At 73.8% G+C, this 18730-nt stretch carries 19 protein-coding genes and 1 pseudogene; 7 read left to right on the top strand and 13 right to left on the bottom strand.

Annotated elements, in window-relative coordinates:
- From ACFVHI_RS29415 to ACFVHI_RS29405, 3 genes and pseudogenes are all read left to right on the top strand, one after another.
- Window positions 1-924, top strand: a pseudogene (locus tag ACFVHI_RS29415) (hypothetical protein); the annotation flags it as partial.
- Between the two features lie 218 nt (window positions 925-1142).
- Window positions 1143-2111, top strand: a complete 969-nt coding sequence (locus tag ACFVHI_RS29410; protein ID WP_380344467.1) for a DsbA family protein — start codon at window positions 1143-1145, stop codon at window positions 2109-2111.
- Between the two features lie 237 nt (window positions 2112-2348).
- Window positions 2349-3227: a DsbA family protein gene (locus tag ACFVHI_RS29405; RefSeq protein WP_380344464.1), complete on the top strand. Its 879-nt coding sequence runs from the start codon at window positions 2349-2351 to the stop codon at window positions 3225-3227.
- Between the two features lie 44 nt (window positions 3228-3271).
- On the opposite strand, the gene ACFVHI_RS29400 is transcribed toward ACFVHI_RS29405, so the two are convergent.
- Window positions 3272-3745 (bottom strand): STAS domain-containing protein, encoded by a 474-nt coding sequence (locus ACFVHI_RS29400; RefSeq protein ID WP_380344461.1) that lies wholly within the window; start codon window positions 3743-3745, stop codon window positions 3272-3274.
- Window positions 3746-3922: 177 nt separating this feature from the next.
- Window positions 3923-4252, bottom strand: a complete 330-nt coding sequence (locus ACFVHI_RS29395) for a helix-turn-helix domain-containing protein (protein WP_363373927.1) — start codon at window positions 4250-4252, stop codon at window positions 3923-3925.
- Window positions 4253-4646: 394 nt separating this feature from the next.
- Between ACFVHI_RS29395 and ACFVHI_RS29390 the strand changes: the two genes are divergently transcribed.
- Window positions 4647-6794: a catalase gene (locus ACFVHI_RS29390; protein WP_380344458.1), complete on the top strand. Its 2148-nt coding sequence runs from the start codon at window positions 4647-4649 to the stop codon at window positions 6792-6794.
- Between the two features lie 127 nt (window positions 6795-6921).
- Here ACFVHI_RS29390 and ACFVHI_RS29385 read toward each other — a convergent pair whose 3' ends face one another.
- From ACFVHI_RS29385 to ACFVHI_RS29335, 11 genes are all read right to left on the bottom strand, one after another.
- Window positions 6922-7380, bottom strand: coding sequence for an SRPBCC family protein (locus tag ACFVHI_RS29385; RefSeq protein ID WP_063352569.1), 459 nt, complete (start codon window positions 7378-7380; stop codon window positions 6922-6924).
- 121 nt (window positions 7381-7501) lie between these two features.
- Window positions 7502-8311 (bottom strand): YhjD/YihY/BrkB family envelope integrity protein, encoded by an 810-nt coding sequence (locus ACFVHI_RS29380; RefSeq protein WP_079136563.1) that lies wholly within the window; start codon window positions 8309-8311, stop codon window positions 7502-7504.
- 304 nt (window positions 8312-8615) lie between these two features.
- Window positions 8616-9041 (bottom strand): ATP-binding protein, encoded by a 426-nt coding sequence (locus tag ACFVHI_RS29375; RefSeq protein ID WP_380344454.1) that lies wholly within the window; start codon window positions 9039-9041, stop codon window positions 8616-8618.
- A gap of 144 nt (window positions 9042-9185) precedes the next feature.
- On the bottom strand, window positions 9186-9551 hold the full coding sequence (locus tag ACFVHI_RS29370; RefSeq protein WP_063352567.1) for a hypothetical protein: 366 nt from the start codon (window positions 9549-9551) through the stop codon (window positions 9186-9188).
- Between the two features lie 135 nt (window positions 9552-9686).
- Window positions 9687-12002 carry a PP2C family protein-serine/threonine phosphatase gene (locus ACFVHI_RS29365; RefSeq protein WP_380344451.1) on the bottom strand — a complete coding sequence of 772 codons (2316 nt, stop codon included), beginning with the start codon at window positions 12000-12002 and terminating at the stop codon, window positions 9687-9689.
- Window positions 11999-12463: a HAMP domain-containing protein gene (locus ACFVHI_RS29360; protein WP_380344448.1), complete on the bottom strand. Its 465-nt coding sequence runs from the start codon at window positions 12461-12463 to the stop codon at window positions 11999-12001. Before ACFVHI_RS29360 ends, ACFVHI_RS29365 begins: the two co-directional genes overlap by 4 nt.
- Before the next feature lie 185 nt (window positions 12464-12648).
- Window positions 12649-13026: an STAS domain-containing protein gene (locus ACFVHI_RS29355; protein ID WP_380344445.1), complete on the bottom strand. Its 378-nt coding sequence runs from the start codon at window positions 13024-13026 to the stop codon at window positions 12649-12651.
- A 37-nt stretch (window positions 13027-13063) separates the two neighbouring features.
- Entirely contained in the window at window positions 13064-13222 is a 159-nt protein-coding gene (locus ACFVHI_RS29350) for a hypothetical protein (protein WP_380344442.1), read from the bottom strand.
- Window positions 13223-13335: 113 nt separating this feature from the next.
- Window positions 13336-14310, bottom strand: a complete 975-nt coding sequence (locus tag ACFVHI_RS29345; protein WP_380344495.1) for a SigB/SigF/SigG family RNA polymerase sigma factor — start codon at window positions 14308-14310, stop codon at window positions 13336-13338.
- Between the two features lie 381 nt (window positions 14311-14691).
- Window positions 14692-15219, bottom strand: a complete 528-nt coding sequence (locus ACFVHI_RS29340) for an ATP-binding protein (protein ID WP_380344439.1) — start codon at window positions 15217-15219, stop codon at window positions 14692-14694.
- A gap of 12 nt (window positions 15220-15231) precedes the next feature.
- Window positions 15232-15654, bottom strand: coding sequence for an STAS domain-containing protein (locus tag ACFVHI_RS29335; protein ID WP_380344436.1), 423 nt, complete (start codon window positions 15652-15654; stop codon window positions 15232-15234).
- A gap of 332 nt (window positions 15655-15986) precedes the next feature.
- Between ACFVHI_RS29335 and ACFVHI_RS29330 the strand changes: the two genes are divergently transcribed.
- The 3 genes from ACFVHI_RS29330 (at window position 15987) to ACFVHI_RS29320 (ending at window position 18531) form a co-directional block, all read left to right on the top strand.
- The gene (locus tag ACFVHI_RS29330) at window positions 15987-16442 is read left to right on the top strand and encodes a hypothetical protein (RefSeq protein WP_380344433.1); all 456 of its coding nucleotides are present in this window, start codon (window positions 15987-15989) and stop codon (window positions 16440-16442) included.
- Between the two features lie 232 nt (window positions 16443-16674).
- The gene (locus ACFVHI_RS29325; protein ID WP_380344430.1) at window positions 16675-17817 is read left to right on the top strand and encodes an AI-2E family transporter; all 1143 of its coding nucleotides are present in this window, start codon (window positions 16675-16677) and stop codon (window positions 17815-17817) included.
- A 183-nt stretch (window positions 17818-18000) separates the two neighbouring features.
- Window positions 18001-18531, top strand: a complete 531-nt coding sequence (locus ACFVHI_RS29320; RefSeq protein ID WP_380344428.1) for a hypothetical protein — start codon at window positions 18001-18003, stop codon at window positions 18529-18531.
- Window positions 18532-18730 lie beyond the last annotated feature (199 nt).

Here is an 18730-nt window from a genome sequence, read left to right as displayed (position 1 = left end):
ACCGTCACCAACACCGACGGCGTCGACATCAACGGCATCACCCTGACCGACACCGTCACCCCGGCATGCGCCACAGCCGCCGGCACCTTCAACCTCGCAGCAGGAGCGAACAAGCAGATCTTCTGCTCCAGCTCCCACCTGACGGAGTCGACGACGAACACCGTCGCGGCCACGTTCCCCGGTCCCGGTGGGACGCCCATCACGACCCCGCCCTCCGAGGCCACGGCGAACGTTCCCTCGCTGACCATCAACAAGGAGGTCTGCCAGTCCGACGTCCCCGGCAACTGCGCCGAGGGCGGGTCCGGTCCGTGGGGCAAGGAGACGACTCTCCACAAGAACGACGGCAAGGAGGACTGTGACCGCGACAAGTGCAAGGCGTACTGGCGGATCACCGTCACCAACACCGGCACAGTCGACATCAGCGGCATCACACTGAACGACCAGCAGGAGGCCTCCTGCGTCGTCGCTGCGGGGACGTTCAGTCTGGCCTCCGGGCAGGCGAAGATGTTCTTCTGCTCCAGCGTCATCACGGAGGACACGACCAACACCGTGACGGCCTCCTTCCTGCCGCCGAACGCCGCGCCGGGTACCCCGCCGATCACCACTCCCCCGTCCTCCGCGATCGCACGCTGCGCCCCGCCCTGCGACAGGGACAAGTGCAACGAGCACAAGCCCGAGCCGGGTGACGGCCACGGCCACGGCGGTCACGGCGACGGGATGGAGATCGGCCACGGACCGGAGCCGGCCGGCTACCCGCAGCCGGGTGGCGGCAACGTCTCCGGCCCGAACGGCGGGGTCCTGCCGCACACCGGCGCCGCTGTGGTGCCCTTCACCCTCACGAGCGCGCTCCTGGCGGGCCTCGGCGCCCTGCTGGTCGTTGTCGTCAGGGTTCGGCGGAACCGGAAGGGAGTGAGGAGCGAGTGATCGCAGCCTGACCGGGGTCTGATCGGCCCCGACCGGTGGCCCGGGAGCACCCGTTCCCGGGCCACCGCCCTGTCGTGGCGTTGCTGCGTTCGCATAATTGCTGATTGACGATCGGTACGGTGAGCAGCTCATCGCTCTGCTCATGTCTATAAACGGGGGAAACAAGGCAATCACTCGACATCCGGCCGTCGAGTGTCGAACCGATTGGAACGAATCCCATGGCCTTCTGGGACGACGAGGATGTCCCCAATCCGACAGACGACTCCCCCGCGCCGTCCGATCGGCGGCAATCCGTCCGGACCGGGTCGGCGCACCGGACCCGCAGACGCGTCCTGCTGGCCGTCACCGTGGCGGCCGTGGTCGTCGGCGGCGGATTCCTGTTCCGCTCGGGGTTCGGACCCGACCACGCCGAACCCCCGTCCGGGTCCAGCGGAGACTCGATCCCGGTCGGCTACCAGCAGGCACCCGCCACGCTGGTGGTCTACGAGGACTACGACTGCGCCGCCTGCCGGAAGTTCGCCGAGCGGTTCGACCCGACACTCCGCCAGCTGGTCGCCGAGAATCGCCTGGTCATCCAATACCACCCGGTGACGACCGACGGCCGCAAGACCTCGGCCCAGGCCGCCAACGCGGCGGCGTGCGCCCAGGACGCGGGAAAGTTCGCCGCCTTCCGCGAGGTGCTCGTCGCGGCCGGCAAGCAGGACCCGGACGCGAAGCAGGACCTGCGCTCGCTCGCCGACCGGGTGAGCGAGCTGCGGTCCGCGGCATTCGACCGGTGCGTCGACGACGGCACGCACGCGGGCTGGGTGAGCCGCGAGAGCGGCACGTTCGCGAAACAGTTCCACACGGACGCACCGGTGGCCGTGCTCAACGGCGACCGGATCGAAATCGACGGTGACGGAGCCGCCACCAAGCTGTGGAAGACGGTCGAGGACCTCGCGCTGAAGGACCCTGGCTTCCACCCGCCGGTGAGCACCCCGTCGCACCCGCCCGCCTCGACGGGCCCGGCCGCCACCGCCTCGGGCTCGGCGCACGCGGCCCCCTCCGCCTCGGCGGCCCCCTCCGCCTCGGCAGCCTCCTCCGCCTCGGCGTCCGCCTCGCCCAGCAGGGCGAGGACGGCCGAAGCGTCCGGGCGCACGGCGGCGGCTTCCGACACCAGGGAGTCATCACACGATTCCGACGACTGACGACCAGTCGCCCCGGCCGTTGTCACGCGACGGAACACCCCCGCCCGGTTCAGCGCCGCGCGTCACTCCCGGTCAGGACCGACCCGGCGGCTGAGGGCCACTGCGAGACGGCGGCCCGGAGTAATTCTTCCGGTAGACGCGGAAGGGCGGAGAGGTATTCCGTCCCGTCCGTGGGCAGAACTCGCACCGAATAATTCGGGTTCAACGTTCAGAAACCAACCAGCGAACGAGGGGAACATGAGCCGGGCAAATCGAAATGGAAAGCTGATTGCACATGAGCGCAGGCGCGCGGAACGCGCGGCACGGGAAATTCTCGCGAAGCGTCGACGCCGTTTCATGGCATTCGGCCTCGTGCCCGCCGTCGTGACCTCTGCGGTGATCACAGGGGTCGTCGTGCAGACGTACCGGTCCCAGGACGACCGGCCCGCCCTGGCGCCCCTCGGAACGGTGGCCGGAGGCAAGGCCATCGAGGTGGGGGCGGAGAAGGCTCCGGCCACCCTGGAGGTCTACGAGGACTTCCGCTGCCCCGCCTGCCAGGCGGCCGAAGCGCGCCTCGGCGAGGTACTGCAGAAGTACGTGCAGTCCGGACGGCTGCGTCTGGAGTACCACCCCCTCGCGGCCATTGACGCCGGCCTTGGCGGGAAGGGTTCGCTGCGAGCGGCCAACGCCGTCGCGTGCGCGCAGGACCTGGCCAAATTCGCCCATTACCATGCCGTCCTCTTCTCCAACCAACCCGAGGAGAAGAACGACAGGTTCGCCGACCGTGCGGAACTCCTTCGGCTCGCCGAAAATGTCCCCGGACTGCGGACACCGGCTTTTGAGCAATGCGTCAACAAGGGAACGCACGAGGCTTGGGTGCGCACTGTCACGGAGGAGTTCCGCGACCACAAATTCCGGGGGACGCCGGCCATGCTGCTCAACGGCAAGCAGCTCGACGGGCGTGCCGGTGGGGCCATGGCCTCGAAGGAGGCGTTCGAGGGCGCGGTGCTCGAAGCCGTCGCCGAGGCCGGCGGGCCCTCACCGTCGCCCTCAGCGTCACTCCCCTCTTCGCCTGCGCAGCCGCCCGAGCATGCGGCCCGTCCGCGTTCGACGCCGAGTTCGGCCCCATCGCCCTGATCCGTACCGGCAGGCCCGCGCCAGGGGGGGGAGTCGGCGTGCGGCTATGGGTCTGCGTTCTCGGTGTGCGGAGGGCCGGCGGGGCGTTCGGTGGCGGCGGGGGTGAAGAGGCCGGTCGTCTCGGTGATCGCGAGCAGGCGCTCGACCTGGGTGCTGGCCGCGGTGATCGCGAGGGTGCGGTCGGTGCGGTGCGCGGTGCTGCGCAGGCCCAGCAGGAGGTTGAGGCCGGAGCTGTCGCAGAAGGGGACGGCGGACAGGTCGACGTCGAGCCCGGTGCCGCTGGCCCGCAGCGCGCGTCCGAGGGTCTCGTCCAGGCCGCCGACGACGTCGAGGTCGATCTCGCCGCGGACTGTCGCACGGACCCGGTCCCCTTCGACGGCGAGCCGGACCAGCAGGCCCTTGGCGATGTGCAGGTCCGCGGGCAGGCTCCCGTCGGCCGGGGGCGGCGGGGGCGGCGCGGGGGGTGGAGGAGTCGGGGTCGGGGCAGCGGGACGCGCCACGGGCGGCTTACCGCGCATGGTCTCTTCTCCTGCCTGTGAGCCATGGGACGACATCTCCAGCGTCTGCCGAATCCCTTCTCACGTCAACCAATACGTGAACGGAAATTCGTCAATGGCAATGCGTGCAATCGGGTTCGGCCATGCGTGCCATCGGCGTGTCATCGGCGTGCCATCGGCGTGCCATCGGCGGCGTGGTCAGCGCAGCAGGACGGCCAGTAGCTCCGCCAGCGTCGGGCCGCTGTCGGCGGGGTGGCGCAGCTGCTTGCCGTCGATGACGCGGTAGACGTTCGAGCGCCCGACCCGGTGGTGGCTGAGATAGCCCGCCGCTTCGAGGTCGGCGATGATCCGCTGGACCGCTCGCTCGGTCAGCAGGCAGCTGGTCGCGATGTCACGCACCCTGATGCCCGGGTCCCGGGCGATCTGCACCAGGACGCGCGCGTGATTGGTCAGGAACGTCCACTGGCGCCCGATGGCCGGCTGTTCTTCCACGCCCTCAGGATAGGGCGGTCGCGTTGGCTGAGACATGAGAGGAATTCGCGTGCTCCTTCCCGCTTTTCGTGGTCGCGGCGCGGTCTCGCGCACGGCCTGCATCCGCTCGCCGATCTCCCCCCTTGTGGTCCTCCCGGTGGTCCTCCCGTAACAGGACGATGGCATCGTTCGACATTGCTCGTCTCCTCACTCAGAGGCTTCCCCTCCCGACTCCGGCGTGTCCCCCGCTGCCCCTGTGCCAAACACCGCACTCACACACCGCACTCAAACACCGCGCGCCTCTGCCGAACACCGCTGACCTCCTGCTTCGGCGCCGACGGCCGCTCGCGCGCGGTTTGCCGGGCCGCCCATCGGGCAGCCGCCCCGCCGACACGAGCCGGGGGCCGACGGCCCGGCCGCCCCGCGCCGTTCCCAGGACGGAGACCGCGACATGCCCATCAACCCCGAAACCCCCCAGCCCGAGCCGCCCGCCGACCCCGGACCCGACGCCAAGGACACCACCGACGCCAAGGACGCCGCACTCGACACCTTCCGCGCCCCGGACCCGGACGGCCCGCTCACCACCGACCAGGGTGTGCGCGTCGACGACACCGACAACTCGCTCGTCATCGGCGACCGCGGCCCCACCCTGCTGGAGGACTTCCACCTCCGCGAGAAGCTCACCCACTTCGACCACGAGCGCATCCCCGAACGCGTGGTGCACGCCCGCGGCGCCGGCGCCTACGGCTTCTTCGAACCGTACGAGTCGCTCGCCGGGTTCACCTGCGCCGACTTCCTCCAGGAGGCCGGGCGCCGCACCCCGGTGTTCGTACGTTTCTCGACCGTGCAGGGCCCGCGCGGCTCCGCCGACACCGTACGGGACGTCCGCGGCTTCGCCACCAAGTTCTACACCCGGCACGGGAATTACGACCTGGTGGGCAACAACATGCCGGTGTTCTTCATCCAGGACGCCGTCAAGTTCCCGGACTTCGTCCACGCGGTGAAGCCCGAACCGCAGAACGAGATCCCCACCGGCGCCTCCGCGCACGACACCTTCTGGGACTTCTGCTCGCTCCAGCCCGAGTCCACCCACATGCTGATGTGGGTGATGTCCGACCGGGCGATCCCGCGCAGCTACCGGATGATGCAGGGCTTCGGTGTGCACACCTTCCGCCTGGTGAACCGGGACGGGCGCGGCACGTTCGTCAAGTTCCACTGGCGGCCGCGGCTCGGCGCCTGCTCCCAGGTGTGGGACGAGGCCCAGATCACCGCCGGGCGGGATCCGGACTTCCACCGCCGGGACCTGTGGGAGGCGATCGCGGCGGGGGACTTCCCCGAATGGGAGCTCGGTGTCCAACTGGTCACGGCGAAGGACGAGTTCGCCTTCCCCTTCGACCTGCTGGACCCGACGAAGCTGATCCCGGAGGAACTGGTGCCGGTGCGTCCGGTGGGGCGGATGGTCCTCGACCGCAACCCGCAGAACTTCTTCGCCGAGACCGAGCAGGTGGCCTTCCACACCGCCAACATCGTGCCCGGGATCGACTTCACCAACGACCCGCTGCTCCAGGGCCGCAACTTCTCCTACCTGGACACCCAGCTGATCCGCCTGGGAGGCCCCAACTTCGGCCAGCTGCCCGTCAACCGCCCGCTGGCCGACGTACGGACCAACCACCGCGACGGCTACGGCCAGCAGGCCATCCACCCGGGGACGAGCTACGCACCGAACTCGGTGGGCGGCGGCTGCCCGTTCACCATGGGCGGCGGCCACCTGCCGGAAGGGGTGTTCCAGCACTACCAGCAACGGGTCAACGGCAGGGCGATCCGGCGGCGCAGCCCCAGCTTCGCCGACCACTACAGCCAGGCCGCGCTGTTCTGGCGCAGCATGGCGGGCTGGGAGCAGCGGCACATCACCGCCGCGTTCACGTTCGAGCTCGGCAAGGTGGGCGACGAGGAGGTGCGGCGCCGGATGGTCGGCAACCTGGTGCGCGTGGACCCCGACCTGGCGGCGGAGGTCGCCCGGCGCATCGGCGTGCCCGAACCGCAACCGTCACCCGGAGACCGGGCGGCAGCGCGGGACGGCGACGAGTCGGCGGGCCCCCGGGTCTCCCCGGCGCTCAGCCTGGAGAACCTGCGCGGCAGCGGCATCCGTACCCGCAAGGTCGCCGTGCTGGCCGCGCCCGGGGTCGACGGCGGCCAGGTGCGGGCCGCGCACGAGCGGCTGGGCGCGCAGGGCGCCGTCGTGGAGACGCTGGCCGCGCACGGCGGTCACGTGGCCGCCCGTGGTGGTGACCCTCTGCCGGTGGACCGCCCGCTGCCCACCACCGCCTCGGTGCTGTACGACGCGGTGGTGGTTCCGGACGGCGCCGGGCCCGCGCTGGCCGCCGATCCGGACGCCGTCCGCTTCCTCGCCGAGGCGCTGCGCCACGGCAAGCCGGCGGCGCTGCTCGGCTCCGGCGTCGACCTGGCCCGGGCGGGCGGTTACGACGCGCCCGGGAGCCTGGCCGGCGTCGCGCTCCACGACCCGCAGGAGCCGGCGGATCCGGCCCTGTGGGACGGCTTCGCCCGGCTGGTCGAGCGGCACCGCTTCCCGGACCGCTGACCCCGCAGCGGCGCCACGTCCGTGCCCGTGCCCGCCGGCGGGGCCCGGGCACACGGCGGCCCCGACCGTTCGAGCCGGGGCCGCCGCCAGGGGAGGTGCGGTCAGGGGACGTGGACGGTGACGGGGCTCAGCCGGGGGTGATCCGGCCGCGCCAGCCACCCTCCTCCCGGCCCTGGTCCTCGATGAAGTCCTTGAAGCGCCGGAGGTCCCCCTTGACCCTGCGGTCGACCATGCCCAGCATGTCGCCGGTCTTCTCGGCCATCCCCTCCGGCTGGAAGTTGATGGCCAGGTTGATCCGGGTGTGCCGGTCGTCCAGTTCCTGGAAGGTGACGACGCCCTTCTGCCGCACGTCGCCGTCCGTCGTGCGCCAGGCGATCCGCTCGTCGGGCAGCTGGTCGATGATCTCGGTGTCGAACTCGCGGGTGACGCCGCCGATGCTGGTCCGCCAGTGGTTGTGGCGCTCGTCCAGCTGGGTCACCGCGTCGACGCCCTCCATGAAGCGCGGGAACTCCTCGAACTGGGTCCACTGGTTGTACGCGGCGTGCAGCGGCACGTCGACGTCGACCGTCTCCTTCACCATGCTCATCTGGGGCCTCCTCACGTGTGCGGTGGCCGAGCTTTTCCCGGCCGCCCGCGCGCCTGCCCGCTGCGCCGCGCCCTAACCCACCCGCGCGCCGCAGCACCGGCCACCCGGCCTGGCGCCGGCGCTACGGCGTGCGGCGGGCCTGGACCACGGCGCGCCCGGCCAGCGCGCCGCCGTAGACGGTGTAGCCGACGCCGATCAGCCAGGACTGGACGATCAGCACCGTCCCGACCGTCCCGTAGGAGACCGCGTTGGACACCAGCAGCGGCGCGAAGACCAGCCGGGAGAAGAGCCGCAGACCCGCCAGCGCCACCATGGTCGCGACGGCTCCGGGCAGCAGCTGCCTCGGCGGGACGCGTCCGGCGAGCAGCAGGTGCTGGAGCCACCAGAACAACAGGAGGCCGCCGACGGTCGTGACGGCGATGCGGAAGGAGGGCTGGACAGCCGAGTGGTGCCAGGGCATGCCGCTGGAGGCGGCCAGCACGATGTACCCGATCAGCCCGGCCAGGCCCAGGGTCTGGCGCCAGACCGCGTGCCACGGGCCGCGGTCGAGCTCCCACACGCGCTCGTAGACGCCCTGGACGGACGCCATCAACGAGACCCCGAAGACCGCCAGCGCGGCCAGGCCGAAGCCCGTGGTGGTGCTGAGCACCTGGCCCCGGGAGGCGAAGAGCCGGTGGACGGCGTCGGCGCCCGGCCCGCTCAGGCCGAGGCCGTCGGTGATCCACTCGGAGATCCCGCTGCCGCGCGAGGGGAAGGCCGCCGCGATGACGATCAGCAGCGGCACGAGGGTCACGAAGAAGAGCGCCGCGAAGGCCATCGAGCGCTGGAGCAGTTCGATGGTGCGGCCGTGTTCCCAAACGCCGACGACGGCCGCCCGCAGGACCTGCCACCAGCTGCGGGCGATCTCCGTCAACCGGCTGCGACGGCGCACGCCGCTCAACCCAGGACGCCGCACGGCGACGGCGACGGCGGGGACGGGGACGGGGACGGCGGGGACGGGGACGGGGACGGGGACGGGGACGGCGGGGACGGGGACGGCGACGGTCGGTTCACGGCCACTGGATCCTCGCTGTGCTCGACGCCCACGGACGGACCTGCCCCGTCAGGATGCCACCGCGCGGGGCGCGTCCGGCGCTCCGGCGTCGCGACCGGCGCCCGGTGGCGCCGGGTGGCCGCGCACGGACACCGCTCCTCCCGGACGCAGAACACCCGCCCGGCAGGCCGCCGACAGGCCGTCAGCTCGCGGGCAGCCGTAGATCACACCACACCGTCTTGCCCGGCCCCGACAGGTGCCAGCCCCAGCGCAGGGTGAGCCGGCTCAGCAGGAACAGGCCGAGGCCTCCCGGTTCGTCCGGGGGGTGCGGGGGCCGGGGCAGCGGCGGGCGCGGGCTGGCGTCGCTGACCTCGATCCGCAGCCGGCCGGTGGCGCGGACCAGGAGCAGCGTCCCGGGCTCGCCGCCGTGGCGCAGGGCGTTGCCGACGAGTTCGGAGACCAGCAGGACGGCGTCGGCGACCAGCAGCGGGTCGCCGACGTCGGCCAGGAACTCGGTGGTGAAGGCCCGGGCGTCGGCGGCCGCCCCGGGGTGGGCCCGGAGCGGCAGCCGCTGCGCCCACGGCCTCGTGGGGAGCGGGCGTCCGGCGGAAGGCCGTGGTCCGGTCATGCGGTCGCGTCCTTCCCCGGCCCGGTGAGGGGCCCGTGGTCGTCGTGGGATCGGCTCCGGGGGCGTCGCGCCTCAGTGGCCGAACAGGTGGCGGATCCGGCCGCCGCGCGGGGGCTCGACCGGTAGGCCGACGTCCTGGCCGCCCTACTGGGCGGGGCGTTCCTCGGGCGGCGCGGGCTGCTCGCCCCCGTCGGGCGGGAGGGGTCGCTCGGGCGGGTCCGGCCGCACCACCGGCTGGGACCGCTGGTGGGCCGCCCGGTGCGCGGCTGGCCGGACGGGGCGTCGGGTTCGCCGGGACCGCCGGGCCGTCAGCACCATCAGGGCCAGGCCCAGGCAGAAGAGCAGGGCGAGGGCCAGCCCGGCGAGGAAGATGCCCAGACTGTCGAGCGCCGGCAGGCGGATGCCCAGCACCGTCGCCTGGTAGTCGGGCCCGCCGGAGAGGTTGTCCGCGATCAGCAGTCCGGCGAAGGCACCGGCCGCCGCCATCAGCAGGAGTCCTAGCAGCAACATGGGGAGTCCTCTCCGTCGTCCGGTTCCGGTCGCCCCCGCAGGGCCGCGCCTACCCGGGCGGGCCCGCGCCTAACGCCGCGCTTCGCGGGCCCGCTCCCGCTCCCGCTCAAGGCGAGGGGGCTACCGGGCAGGGGGCTACCGGCTCTGGACGGCGATCAGGCAGGTGTCGTCGTCGGTGTCGGCGGGGCTGAGCTCCAGCAGCCGGTCGAGGTAGCGCTCCAGGTCGGGGCCGGGGGCTCCGGCGGCGCGGATCAGCTGGTCGACGGACTCCTCGACCGGGCGGTCCCGGCGTTCGACCAGGCCGTCGGTGTAGAGGACCAGGACGTCGCCCGGCGGCAGGTGGGCGGTGTGCTCCTCGTACCGGGCGCCGTCCAGGGCGCCGAGGAGCACACCGTGCGGCAGCGGCAGCACCTGGGCGCCGTCCGCTCCGACCAGGATCGGGGGCAGGTGCCCGGCCCGCGCCCAGCGCAGTTCGCCGACGGCCGGGTCGATGAGCACGCAGACGGCCGTCGCGGTGATCTGGCCGGGTTCGCGCAGGGCGACGGTGTTGGCCCACTCCAGCATCCGGGCCGGGCCGGCCCCGGTAACGGCGAGGCCGCGCAGCGCGTGCCGCAGGGCGACCATGCCGGTGGCCGCGCCGACGCCGTGCCCGGCGACGTCCCCGACGGTGAGCAGCACCCGCTTGTCGGGCAGCAGCAGCACGTCGTACCAGTCGCCGCCGACCCGGTCGTGCTGGGCGGCGGGGCGGTAGCGGACGGCGGCCCGCAGGCCGGCCGGGCCGAGCGGGGGCGGAGCGGCGGGCAGGAGGGCCTGCTGGAGCCGCAGCGCCAGTCGCTCGCTGTCGGCGGTCTCCTGCTCGCTGTCGGCCAGGCGCGCCCGGGTCGCCCCGAGCGCGACCTCCGTACGGTGCTGGGCGGACACGTCGTGGAAGGCGCCGCGCACTCCGGTGAGCCGGCCGTGGTCGTCGAGGAGGGGCTCGGCGATCACCCGGGTGTACCGGTGGGTGCCGTCCTGGTGGGCCAGGCGGACGACGGCGGAGGCGGTCCGGTGCCGGCGCTGGACGGTGTCCAGCAGGCGCCGGATCGCGGGCTCGTCGTCGGGGTGGGCGTGCCGGGCGAGTTGGGCCAGCGGGACCGGGTCGGTGTCGGGCGGCAGCCCGTAGATCTCGTGCAGGCCGTCGCTCCAGCGGATCCGGCCGTCGGCCGGGCACTCCTCGAACCCGGCCACCCGGGCCAACCGCTGGGCCTGGCGCAGCAGGGCGCTCTGCTCGGCCTCACCGGCCCGCGCGGTCTCCGTCTGCCAGCCGACCAGCACGCGGCCGCCGACGGGGGCCGCCGCGAGCAGGACGGTGGCGGGAAGCGCGAGTTCGCCCTGCTGGAAGACCAGCCGGACCCGCTCGCCGGGCAACGGCGCCCCGGTCTCGTGCACCCGGATCAGCTGTTCGAAGAGGCCGCCGGCGCACGCGGCCGGGTAGACCTCCAGGAGCGAGGCTCCCTCCAGCGTGTCCCGGGGGCGGCCCAGCGGATCGCGGAAGTGCGCGTTGGTCCGCAGGAGCGTGAAGTCGGCGACCTCTCCTCGGCGGACGACCGGCTCCAGCAGCAGGGCCGGGGTGGACAGGCCCTCCAAGAGGGCGGTGTCGTCGCCGGGCGGGACGGGGACGGGGGTGGGGGCCGGGGCGGGGGCGGCGCCGGCTTCGACCAGGAGGGTCGCGCAGAGGTCGGCGAGGGCGTGGAGCCGACGGCGTTGGGGCCCGCCGAGCACGGGGCCGGGTGCGGGGGCGGGGCCAGGTGCGGGCCACAGGACCTCCAGCGCGCCCCGGCGGCGGCCTGCGTCGATCAGTGGGAGGACGGCCCGGGCCGAGCCGGCCCCCACCGACGGGCCTGCGGCCTCCGGATCGCCGGGCCACAGCTCCACGCCGCCGACCACGACACGCTGGGCCGGGGTGGGGACGCCGGGTGGCACCCGGCTCCAGGCGTCGGCCTCGGCGGCGGACAGCCCGGCGTGCGCGGCGAGGGCGAGCACACCGCCCGGCAGCCGCAGCCACAGCGCGACGGCGTGCGCGCCGAGCGCATCCGCCGTCTGCTCCAGGACGGCTTCGGCGGCGCCTTGCAGATCGGCGACGGCGGCCAGCGCGGGCGTCACGGGGTCGGGCGACACGGGATCGGACAGCGAGGACCCGAGTGCCTGCCTGGGTGCCTGCCCGGACACCCCGGCGATGTCGGCGGCCAGGGCCGCCACGGGCACGGCGGCCTCCCGGGCGAGCCTGGCGAGTCGGGCGGCGGCTTCGGCGGGGAGCAGGCCGAGGCGTTCGGCCAGGATCCCGGTGGCCAGGTCGACGGCGGCGCGGGCGCGAGCGTCGGCTCGCACCCGGGCGGCGGTGCTCTGGAGCCGGCGCACGGTTTCGGCGAGGGCCCGGGCCGTGGTGTCCGAGGGCTCATGCCCGGCGGTCATGGCGTGTCCAGCCAGTACTGCATCCGGCCGAGCAGGTGTCGGGTGTCGACGGGTTCGCCCGGACGCAGGCGCTGCGGCGGTGCGTCCCCGACCGGGCGGCCGGAGGCGCTGGCCGTCGCCACCTCGGACATCGAGCGGACCTGACCGGTCAGGTTGGAGGCCATCACGTTGACGTTGTCGGAGAGGTCCTTCCACACTCCGGAGATGCCCTTGACGGTGGTCTGGCCGCGCAGGTTGCCGACGGTGCCGACCTCCCGGGCGGCCCTGGTCACCTCGCCGGCGAACGCGGACAGCTGGTCGGCCATGGTGTTGAAGACCGTCGCGATCTCCCCGAGCACGCCGGGCCGCTCGGGCGCGAGCCGGGTGGCGAAGTCCCCGTCGCGCACGGCGGTCAGCCCGGCGCGCAGGTGCCGCAGGGCCTGCTCGGCCGGATCGGCGCCGGGTGCCGGCCGCTCGTCCATCCGTTCCACCGCCCGGGTCCGCCGCACGCCCGGGGTGCCCGACCGGGCGCCCCGACCCCGGGGCGGCGGGCCGCCGCCCTGCTCCCACTGTGCCACCGGAGGGCGAAGGGCGACAGGCAGGACAGGTGTCGGTCCGACGGGCCGGGGCCCGGGGCCCGCGCGGCCCGGGGCGGCGGGCCGCGCGTTCACTCCGGTGGCGCGTCCCGCAGCACGAAGACCTCGACGGCCCCGGTCAGTTCGAGCATCCGCAGGACCAGCGGGCGGGGGCGGGCCAGTTCGAGCCGGCTGCCCTCGACAACCGCGCGGGCGTGGGCCCGGAGCATCGCGTTGAGCCCCGTGGAGTCGCAGAACTCCAGGCCCGCGCAGTCGAGCACGATGACGGTGAGGGGCGCGGCCAGGGCCGCGTCGAGGGCCGTGTGCAGGGCGCCGACCGAGTCGAGGTCGAGTTCGCCGTCCAGCGCGAGGACGGTGCCGCCGGCCCACGGCCGGGCCCGTGCGGTGAACCCGCCCGGCCCCGGGGCACCCGGCGCCGGGGCACGGCCGGTCGGTGGTCGGCAGGTCATGGTGTCGGCTCCTTCCGTTACCGGCCGGTCGGGCGGTTCACGCCGTACGGTACGCATCCGCTCGGGCGGGTGCGGGGCGCAGCCCGTGGCCGGGGGCGCCGTCCGCGCCGGGGGTGACGGTGCCGCCCGCCGGGTCGGGGGTGCCGTCGAAGGGCAGCCGCTCGATCCGGACGTGGTCGGAAACCTTCGGAGACACGGTGTTCCTCCTTCATCACGCTTCATCACGCTTCATCATGCTTCGCCCAGGGCGGCCCCCCGCAGCGCGGCTATCCGCTGCGGGGGGCCGGAAACGCCCGGGAGGGAGGGAAATCAGCGCGGCGCCTCGGGTTCAGCGGCTCCCTCGTCGTCCGCTCCACAGTCGTCCGCTCCCTCGGGTTCGGCCGGACCTGCGGGTTCGTCCGCCCAGCCGGGGGCGTCGCGGTCCTCCAACTGCTCGCGCAGGCTGGTGAGGGTGGCGGTGAGCAGGCGGGAGACGTGCATCTGGGAGACGCCGATGCGCTCGGCGATCTGGGACTGGGTCCAGCCGTCCCAGAAGCGCAGTTTGAGCACCGTCTGATCGCGGCACGACAGGCGGGCGAGCAGGGGGCGCACAGCGGTGCGGAAGTCCGCGAGTTCGATGCCGGGGTCGCAGGCCCCCAGGCGGTCGAGCATGGCGCCGCCGCTCTCGTCGAGGTCCTGCTCGCGCGGCGCGTCCAGCGAGTCGGGCCGGTAGACGCGGCCGGCGACCAGGCCCTCGGTGGCCTCCTCGACGGTGATGTGGAGGTCCTCGGCGATCTCGTCGGGGTGCGGGAGGCGGCCGAGTTCCTGCTCCAGCCGGTCGGATCCGCGGGCCACGGTCAGGTACAGCTCCTGCATGCCGCGCGGGACCCGGACCGGCCAGGAGGTGTCGCGGAAGAAGCGCTTGATCTCGCCGGCGATGGTGGGGATGGCGTAGGTGACGAACTCGACGCCGCGCTGCGGGTCGTAGCCGTCGACGGCCTTGATCAGGCCGATCGTGCCGACCTGGAGGATGTCGTCCATGTCCTCGGCGCGGTGGCGGAAGCGGGCGGCGATGAAGCGCACCAGCGGCATGTTGAGTTCGATGATCGTGCCGCGCACGTAGCTGTACGCGTGCGTTTCGCGGGCGAGTGCGGCCAGGCGCTCGAACAGCGCGTCGCTGAGCTCGCGTGCCTCGTACTTGCCCATCGCACGCAGTTGCGCGTCCGTCGGGCGGGGTGGCACGTCGGGCGGCAGGCCGGACGGCGGGGCGGCCGTCCAGTCGATGGGGCGACCGGTTTCCAGCATGGTGGACACGGTGGCTCTCTCCTGGGGCATCGGGGCGAACGCCCGGCACCGCGAGCGGCTCGCGCCGAACGCGACGGGCTGCTTTCCGGAGGACCTGGGCCCGGCTTCCGTCGGGCGACGGCCCCGGTGGCACCCGGCGAGGGTGCGGACGCGACTGGCTGCGATCCATGGCCGCGTCATGCGTTCTCTACCCGACACACGACTTCCAATTCATGTTTTGGGCGGTTTATTGCCTTATCTACAGATACACGCGTATGACGATCACGCCGCTGACGAGGACCACGCCGGTGATGACGACCGCCCCGGCTCCCCCGGGCCCGGACACCGAGCCGCCGCCCCAGCCGCACCCCAGTCAGCTCTGACCCCCCGGTTCCCGGAGGGTCAGAGCTGGAGGGCGCCGGGGTCCACCGGGGGCGCGACCTCCAGCCAGACCAGCTTCCCCTCGCCCTCGGGCAGGCAGCCCCAGTCGCGCGCCAGCCGGTTCACCACCCGCAGGCCGTGGCCGCCGGGACGGCCCGGGTCCGCGAACGGGCGCAGCCGCGGCGCGGCCGGGCTGGCGTCCGAGACCTCCACCCGCAGCCGCTCGCCGTCCCAGCCCAGCCGCAGCTCCCGGGGACCGCCGGGCGCGTACAGGCACGCATTGGTGACCAGCTCCGACACCATCAGCAGGACGTCCTCCGCCGCCGCCAGCCGCCCGGCATCCGGCGCGGGCAGCCAGTGCCAGGCGAGCAGCGCCGCCCGGCTGAAGTCCCGGGACCGCTGGACCGCGCCCTCACTGCCGGCCAGCACGAGCCGCCTGGTCCGGTCGGAGCCACTCGGCCGTCGGTCGGAGCCGCCCGGCCCCCGGCCGGAAGCCGTCGCCCTCCGGCCGGAGTCCTTCGGCAACGCTCCTTCCCTGGGGCTCTTCATGCCGGGTTCTCCTCACTCCACGTCGTCGCGGCCGCGCTGCGGCGGGTCCGCGGTCTTCAGAGCGACGTCGAGGTCGGGGTGGATGCGCAGCACCGTGTCGGCCTCCGTGATCGCGAACAGCCTCGCCACCACGGGCCTCGGACCGACGAGTTCCAGCCGCAGACCGGCCGCCTCGACGTCCAGGCGTGCGCGCAGCAGCAGGTTCAGCCCGCTGGAGTCGCAGAACCACAGGCCGGTGAGATCGACGACGAGCCGTTCCTCGCCCCCGGCCACCGGACGGGAGAGCGCCGCCCACAGCCCGTTCGCGCTGCCGTGGTCCAGTTCGCCTTCGGCGGAGACCACCCGCACGCGGCCCTCCCGGCGCACCGCGACGCGCAGGCCGCCGACTTGCTGCTCCCCCTCACCCCCGCTGGGCTGCTCGGCCGGCCGTGGCATGGAGGGCTCCCGGTCCGGTCGCGGCGGCGTCCTGTCGCCCCGACCGCCATCCCGCGCGGCGGTTCGGGTCGCGCGTCCGGCCCGGACCGGACGGACCGCCGCCCCGGGCACGGCCACCGCCCCGGGCAACGCCGGGCCCACCACCCGCTCCTCATCCATGCCCCGCGTGTGCCCGCAGCCACGGTGGCTACACGTGTGCCGGCGTTCTCCACCGTCGGGCACGTCGGCCTGTTCCTGACCACCGCGGCGGTGTAGGTGGCTGGCCATACGGGAGCCAAGGCCGCGCTGTCCGGCCTCACCGGCGTCCTGCTCGACCGGTACGGCTCGGCTCGGTGGACGAACGCGGACTGCACGGCCGCGCCCGCGAACTGCGGCTGCCCGGGGCGCTGTTCGGCCTCGGCGCGCTGGCCCTGGCCGGGCTGCCGCCGTTCGGCACCGGGCTCGGCAAGACCGTCGCCGAGGAGGTCGCCGGGCGCGAACTCGGTCGGCTACCCGCCGTGTTCGGGCTGGTCTCGGCGCTCACCGGCGGCGCGGCGCCGGCCGTACCCGCAGCGTCGGCTCCCGAGACCTGGTGGACGGCCTCCGGGATCGGGCTGGGCCTGCTCTCCGCCCTGATCGCGGTCGACTTCGCCGTTGCCGTCGCCGTCGCCGTCGCCGTCGTGCGCCGCGACCCCAGGCGCGGCACCGGCGGGCCGTACCGGACGACCGTCCGGCCGCTGCGCCGCCTCCACTCCGGGCTGCTCGGCGACTACGTGGCGCTGCTGGTCGCGCTCACGGCGCAGCTGTGAGCACGAGCGTTTCCGGCCCGTCGACCGTTTCCAGACCCTCGACCGTTTCCAGGCCCTCGGCCGTTTCCGCCCCGTCGGCCCGGGTAGCCGCGCGACGCCGGACGAAGCCCGGCAGACGCCAGGGAGGCCGCCCGTGCGAGTGAACGGCGCGAGACCGGCCCGGCGGCGCCACCCGACCCGGGTGGTCCTGCCCCGGGCGCGCCCCGTCGTGTCCGACGGGTCCGGAGGCCGCGTGCCGGCCGGGCTGCGGACCGCCGCCGGGTACACCTGGCGACTGCTCCTGCTCGGGGTGGCCGCCTACCTGGCCGTCGCCGTCCTCGGCCGGCTCCAGTTGCCGGTCATCGCCGTGTTCCTGGCGCTGGTCATCACCTCGGTCCTGCGGCCGTTCGTCGACCTGCTGGCACGGGCGCTGCCCCGCTCGGTCGCCGTCCTGCTGGCCCTCGTGTGCGCCATCGTGGTCGTGGCCGGCGTTCTCGCCCTGGTGGGGACGACCGTCGCCGGCGAGTGGGGCCGGCTGGGCACCGAACTGCGCGGCGGCCTCGGGCGGATCGACCACCTGCTCACCGGCGCCCCCTTCCACCTGCGGGCCGGCACCGTCACCGACCTGCGGGCGAAGCTCGGCGAGTTCCTCACCGCCCACCGCTCGGCGCTGCTCAGCACCGCGCTCAGCGGGGCGAGCCGGGTCGTCGAAATGCTCACCGGGCTGGCGCTCGCGGTGTTCTGCTCGGTGTTCTTCCTCCACTCCGGCGACCGGATGTGGTGCTGGGCGCAGCGCCAGCTCCCGGCTCGGTCACGACCTGCCTGGACCCGCGCGGGGCACGCCGCGTGGCACACCTTCGCCGGCTACACCCGGGGCCTGCTGATCGTGGCGGCGACCAACGCGGTGCTGGTCGGCGTCGCGCTGGCCGTCCTGCGGGTGCCGCTCGTACTGCCACTGATCGTGCTGGAGTTCGTCGCGGCGCTCATCCCGCTGATCGGCTCCCCCATCGCGCTGGCCGTCGCCGCGCTGGTCGCCCTGGCGGCCCGCGGCCCGCTGGTCGCGCTGCTGGTGCTCGGGCTGATCGTGGTCATCGGCCAGGTCGAGGGCCATCTGCTGCACCCGCTGGTCATGAGCTGGTCCGTCCGGATCCACCCGGTGGCGATCGCGCTGTCGGTGATCGGCGGCGCCGTACTGGCCGGTGTCCTCGGCGCGGTGGTGGCGGTGCCGGTGGTGTCGGTCGCCTGGGCGGTGATCTGCGAACTCCGCGACCACGACCCACCACCCCGCCCGGGCCCACGAACCCGCCCCCCAGCGGCACCCCACGGTCAGCCGCCCCGCCAACCCGCCGAACGCCGCCCCCCGCACCGCCCCGCCCCCGGCCGGGGCCCCCGGTGATCGGACTGATCACACCACGACGGCCCGAAGGGTCGAATCCGCGCCGGGATTGCACGCGGGCCGTTCCCTTCCGGTCCGGGCTTCGTTGGGCAGGTGATTGACGTGATCCGGCCCGGACGGTCCGCGCATTGCCAGGTGACCCGCCCAGGGCTCGACCCATTGGCATGACGAGGGAGACTGACGATGAAGCTGAGTGTTCGACGCGGACTGCTGGCGGCGACCGCCACGGTCGGCCTGATCCTGGCGGCGACCGCGCCGCAGGCCACGGCGGCCGGCCCGCAGCACCCCGCCTCCACCACCAGTACCGAGCAGGCGGGCGGGCAGCGGGTGGCGCCGGGGGATCCGGTCCGCGACGGGAGCCCGGACTCCGCGGTCGACCGGGTCGCCGACTTCTACGGCGCCTACATCGACGCCGTCTCCGACGGCACCGACAACCTGTCGGACGGCCTGCGCTCCCACTACCTCACGGCGGACTTCCAGCAGCGGCTGGCCGCCTGGGAGCAGGCCAACCACGCCGACGGCGTCCTCCGCGCCCAGGACGTGCCCACCCACTGGGAGGTGCGGTACCACGACTCCGGAGCCGGCCACCTGTTCACCACCGTCACGCTCACCTGGGGCACCGGCCCCAACGCCACGCACACCAAGCTGGCCGTGCAGAGCGACCTGAGCACCAAGCTCATCTCGGACATCGAGGACGCCCCGGCCGGATACTGACATCAGCCTGGACCGGATGACGGAGCGGACGGTGGGAACGCGGGCGGCGGACGACATCGTGTGAGAACGAAGCCGCCGATCCGCCTCCCGCCGACTGCCGTCAGTGGTGGGGGCGGGCCCCCGCCCGGGGCCACCCAGGCAAACCCCCCAAGTGCCGGGGTCACCCCCGCCCGTATGGCCCCCGCGGGAAAAACGGCCC

It is taken from the genome of Kitasatospora sp. NPDC127121, assembly GCF_042677305.1.
Lineage (GTDB): Bacteria > Actinomycetota > Actinomycetes > Streptomycetales > Streptomycetaceae > Kitasatospora.
Note: the sequence above shows the minus strand (reverse complement) of the source record. Positions and strands in the feature narration are given on the sequence as shown.

Coding starts and splice junctions, on each gene's coding strand:
- ACFVHI_RS29410 (WP_380344467.1), top strand. CDS start 1,143: ATGGCCTTCTGGGACGACGAGGATGTCCCCAATCCGACAGACGACTCC.
- ACFVHI_RS29405 (WP_380344464.1), top strand. CDS start 2,349: ATGAGCCGGGCAAATCGAAATGGAAAGCTGATTGCACATGAGCGCAGG.
- ACFVHI_RS29400 (WP_380344461.1), bottom strand. CDS start 3,745: ATGCGCGGTAAGCCGCCCGTGGCGCGTCCCGCTGCCCCGACCCCGACT.
- ACFVHI_RS29395 (WP_363373927.1), bottom strand. CDS start 4,252: ATGTCTCAGCCAACGCGACCGCCCTATCCTGAGGGCGTGGAAGAACAG.
- ACFVHI_RS29390 (WP_380344458.1), top strand. CDS start 4,647: ATGCCCATCAACCCCGAAACCCCCCAGCCCGAGCCGCCCGCCGACCCC.
- ACFVHI_RS29385 (WP_063352569.1), bottom strand. CDS start 7,380: ATGAGCATGGTGAAGGAGACGGTCGACGTCGACGTGCCGCTGCACGCC.
- ACFVHI_RS29375 (WP_380344454.1), bottom strand. CDS start 9,041: ATGACCGGACCACGGCCTTCCGCCGGACGCCCGCTCCCCACGAGGCCG.
- ACFVHI_RS29370 (WP_063352567.1), bottom strand. CDS start 9,551: ATGTTGCTGCTAGGACTCCTGCTGATGGCGGCGGCCGGTGCCTTCGCC.
- ACFVHI_RS29365 (WP_380344451.1), bottom strand. CDS start 12,002: ATGACCGCCGGGCATGAGCCCTCGGACACCACGGCCCGGGCCCTCGCC.
- ACFVHI_RS29360 (WP_380344448.1), bottom strand. CDS start 12,463: ATGGACGAGCGGCCGGCACCCGGCGCCGATCCGGCCGAGCAGGCCCTG.
- ACFVHI_RS29355 (WP_380344445.1), bottom strand. CDS start 13,026: ATGACCTGCCGACCACCGACCGGCCGTGCCCCGGCGCCGGGTGCCCCG.
- ACFVHI_RS29345 (WP_380344495.1), bottom strand. CDS start 14,310: ATGCTGGAAACCGGTCGCCCCATCGACTGGACGGCCGCCCCGCCGTCC.
- ACFVHI_RS29340 (WP_380344439.1), bottom strand. CDS start 15,219: ATGAAGAGCCCCAGGGAAGGAGCGTTGCCGAAGGACTCCGGCCGGAGG.
- ACFVHI_RS29335 (WP_380344436.1), bottom strand. CDS start 15,654: ATGCCACGGCCGGCCGAGCAGCCCAGCGGGGGTGAGGGGGAGCAGCAA.
- ACFVHI_RS29320 (WP_380344428.1), top strand. CDS start 18,001: ATGAAGCTGAGTGTTCGACGCGGACTGCTGGCGGCGACCGCCACGGTC.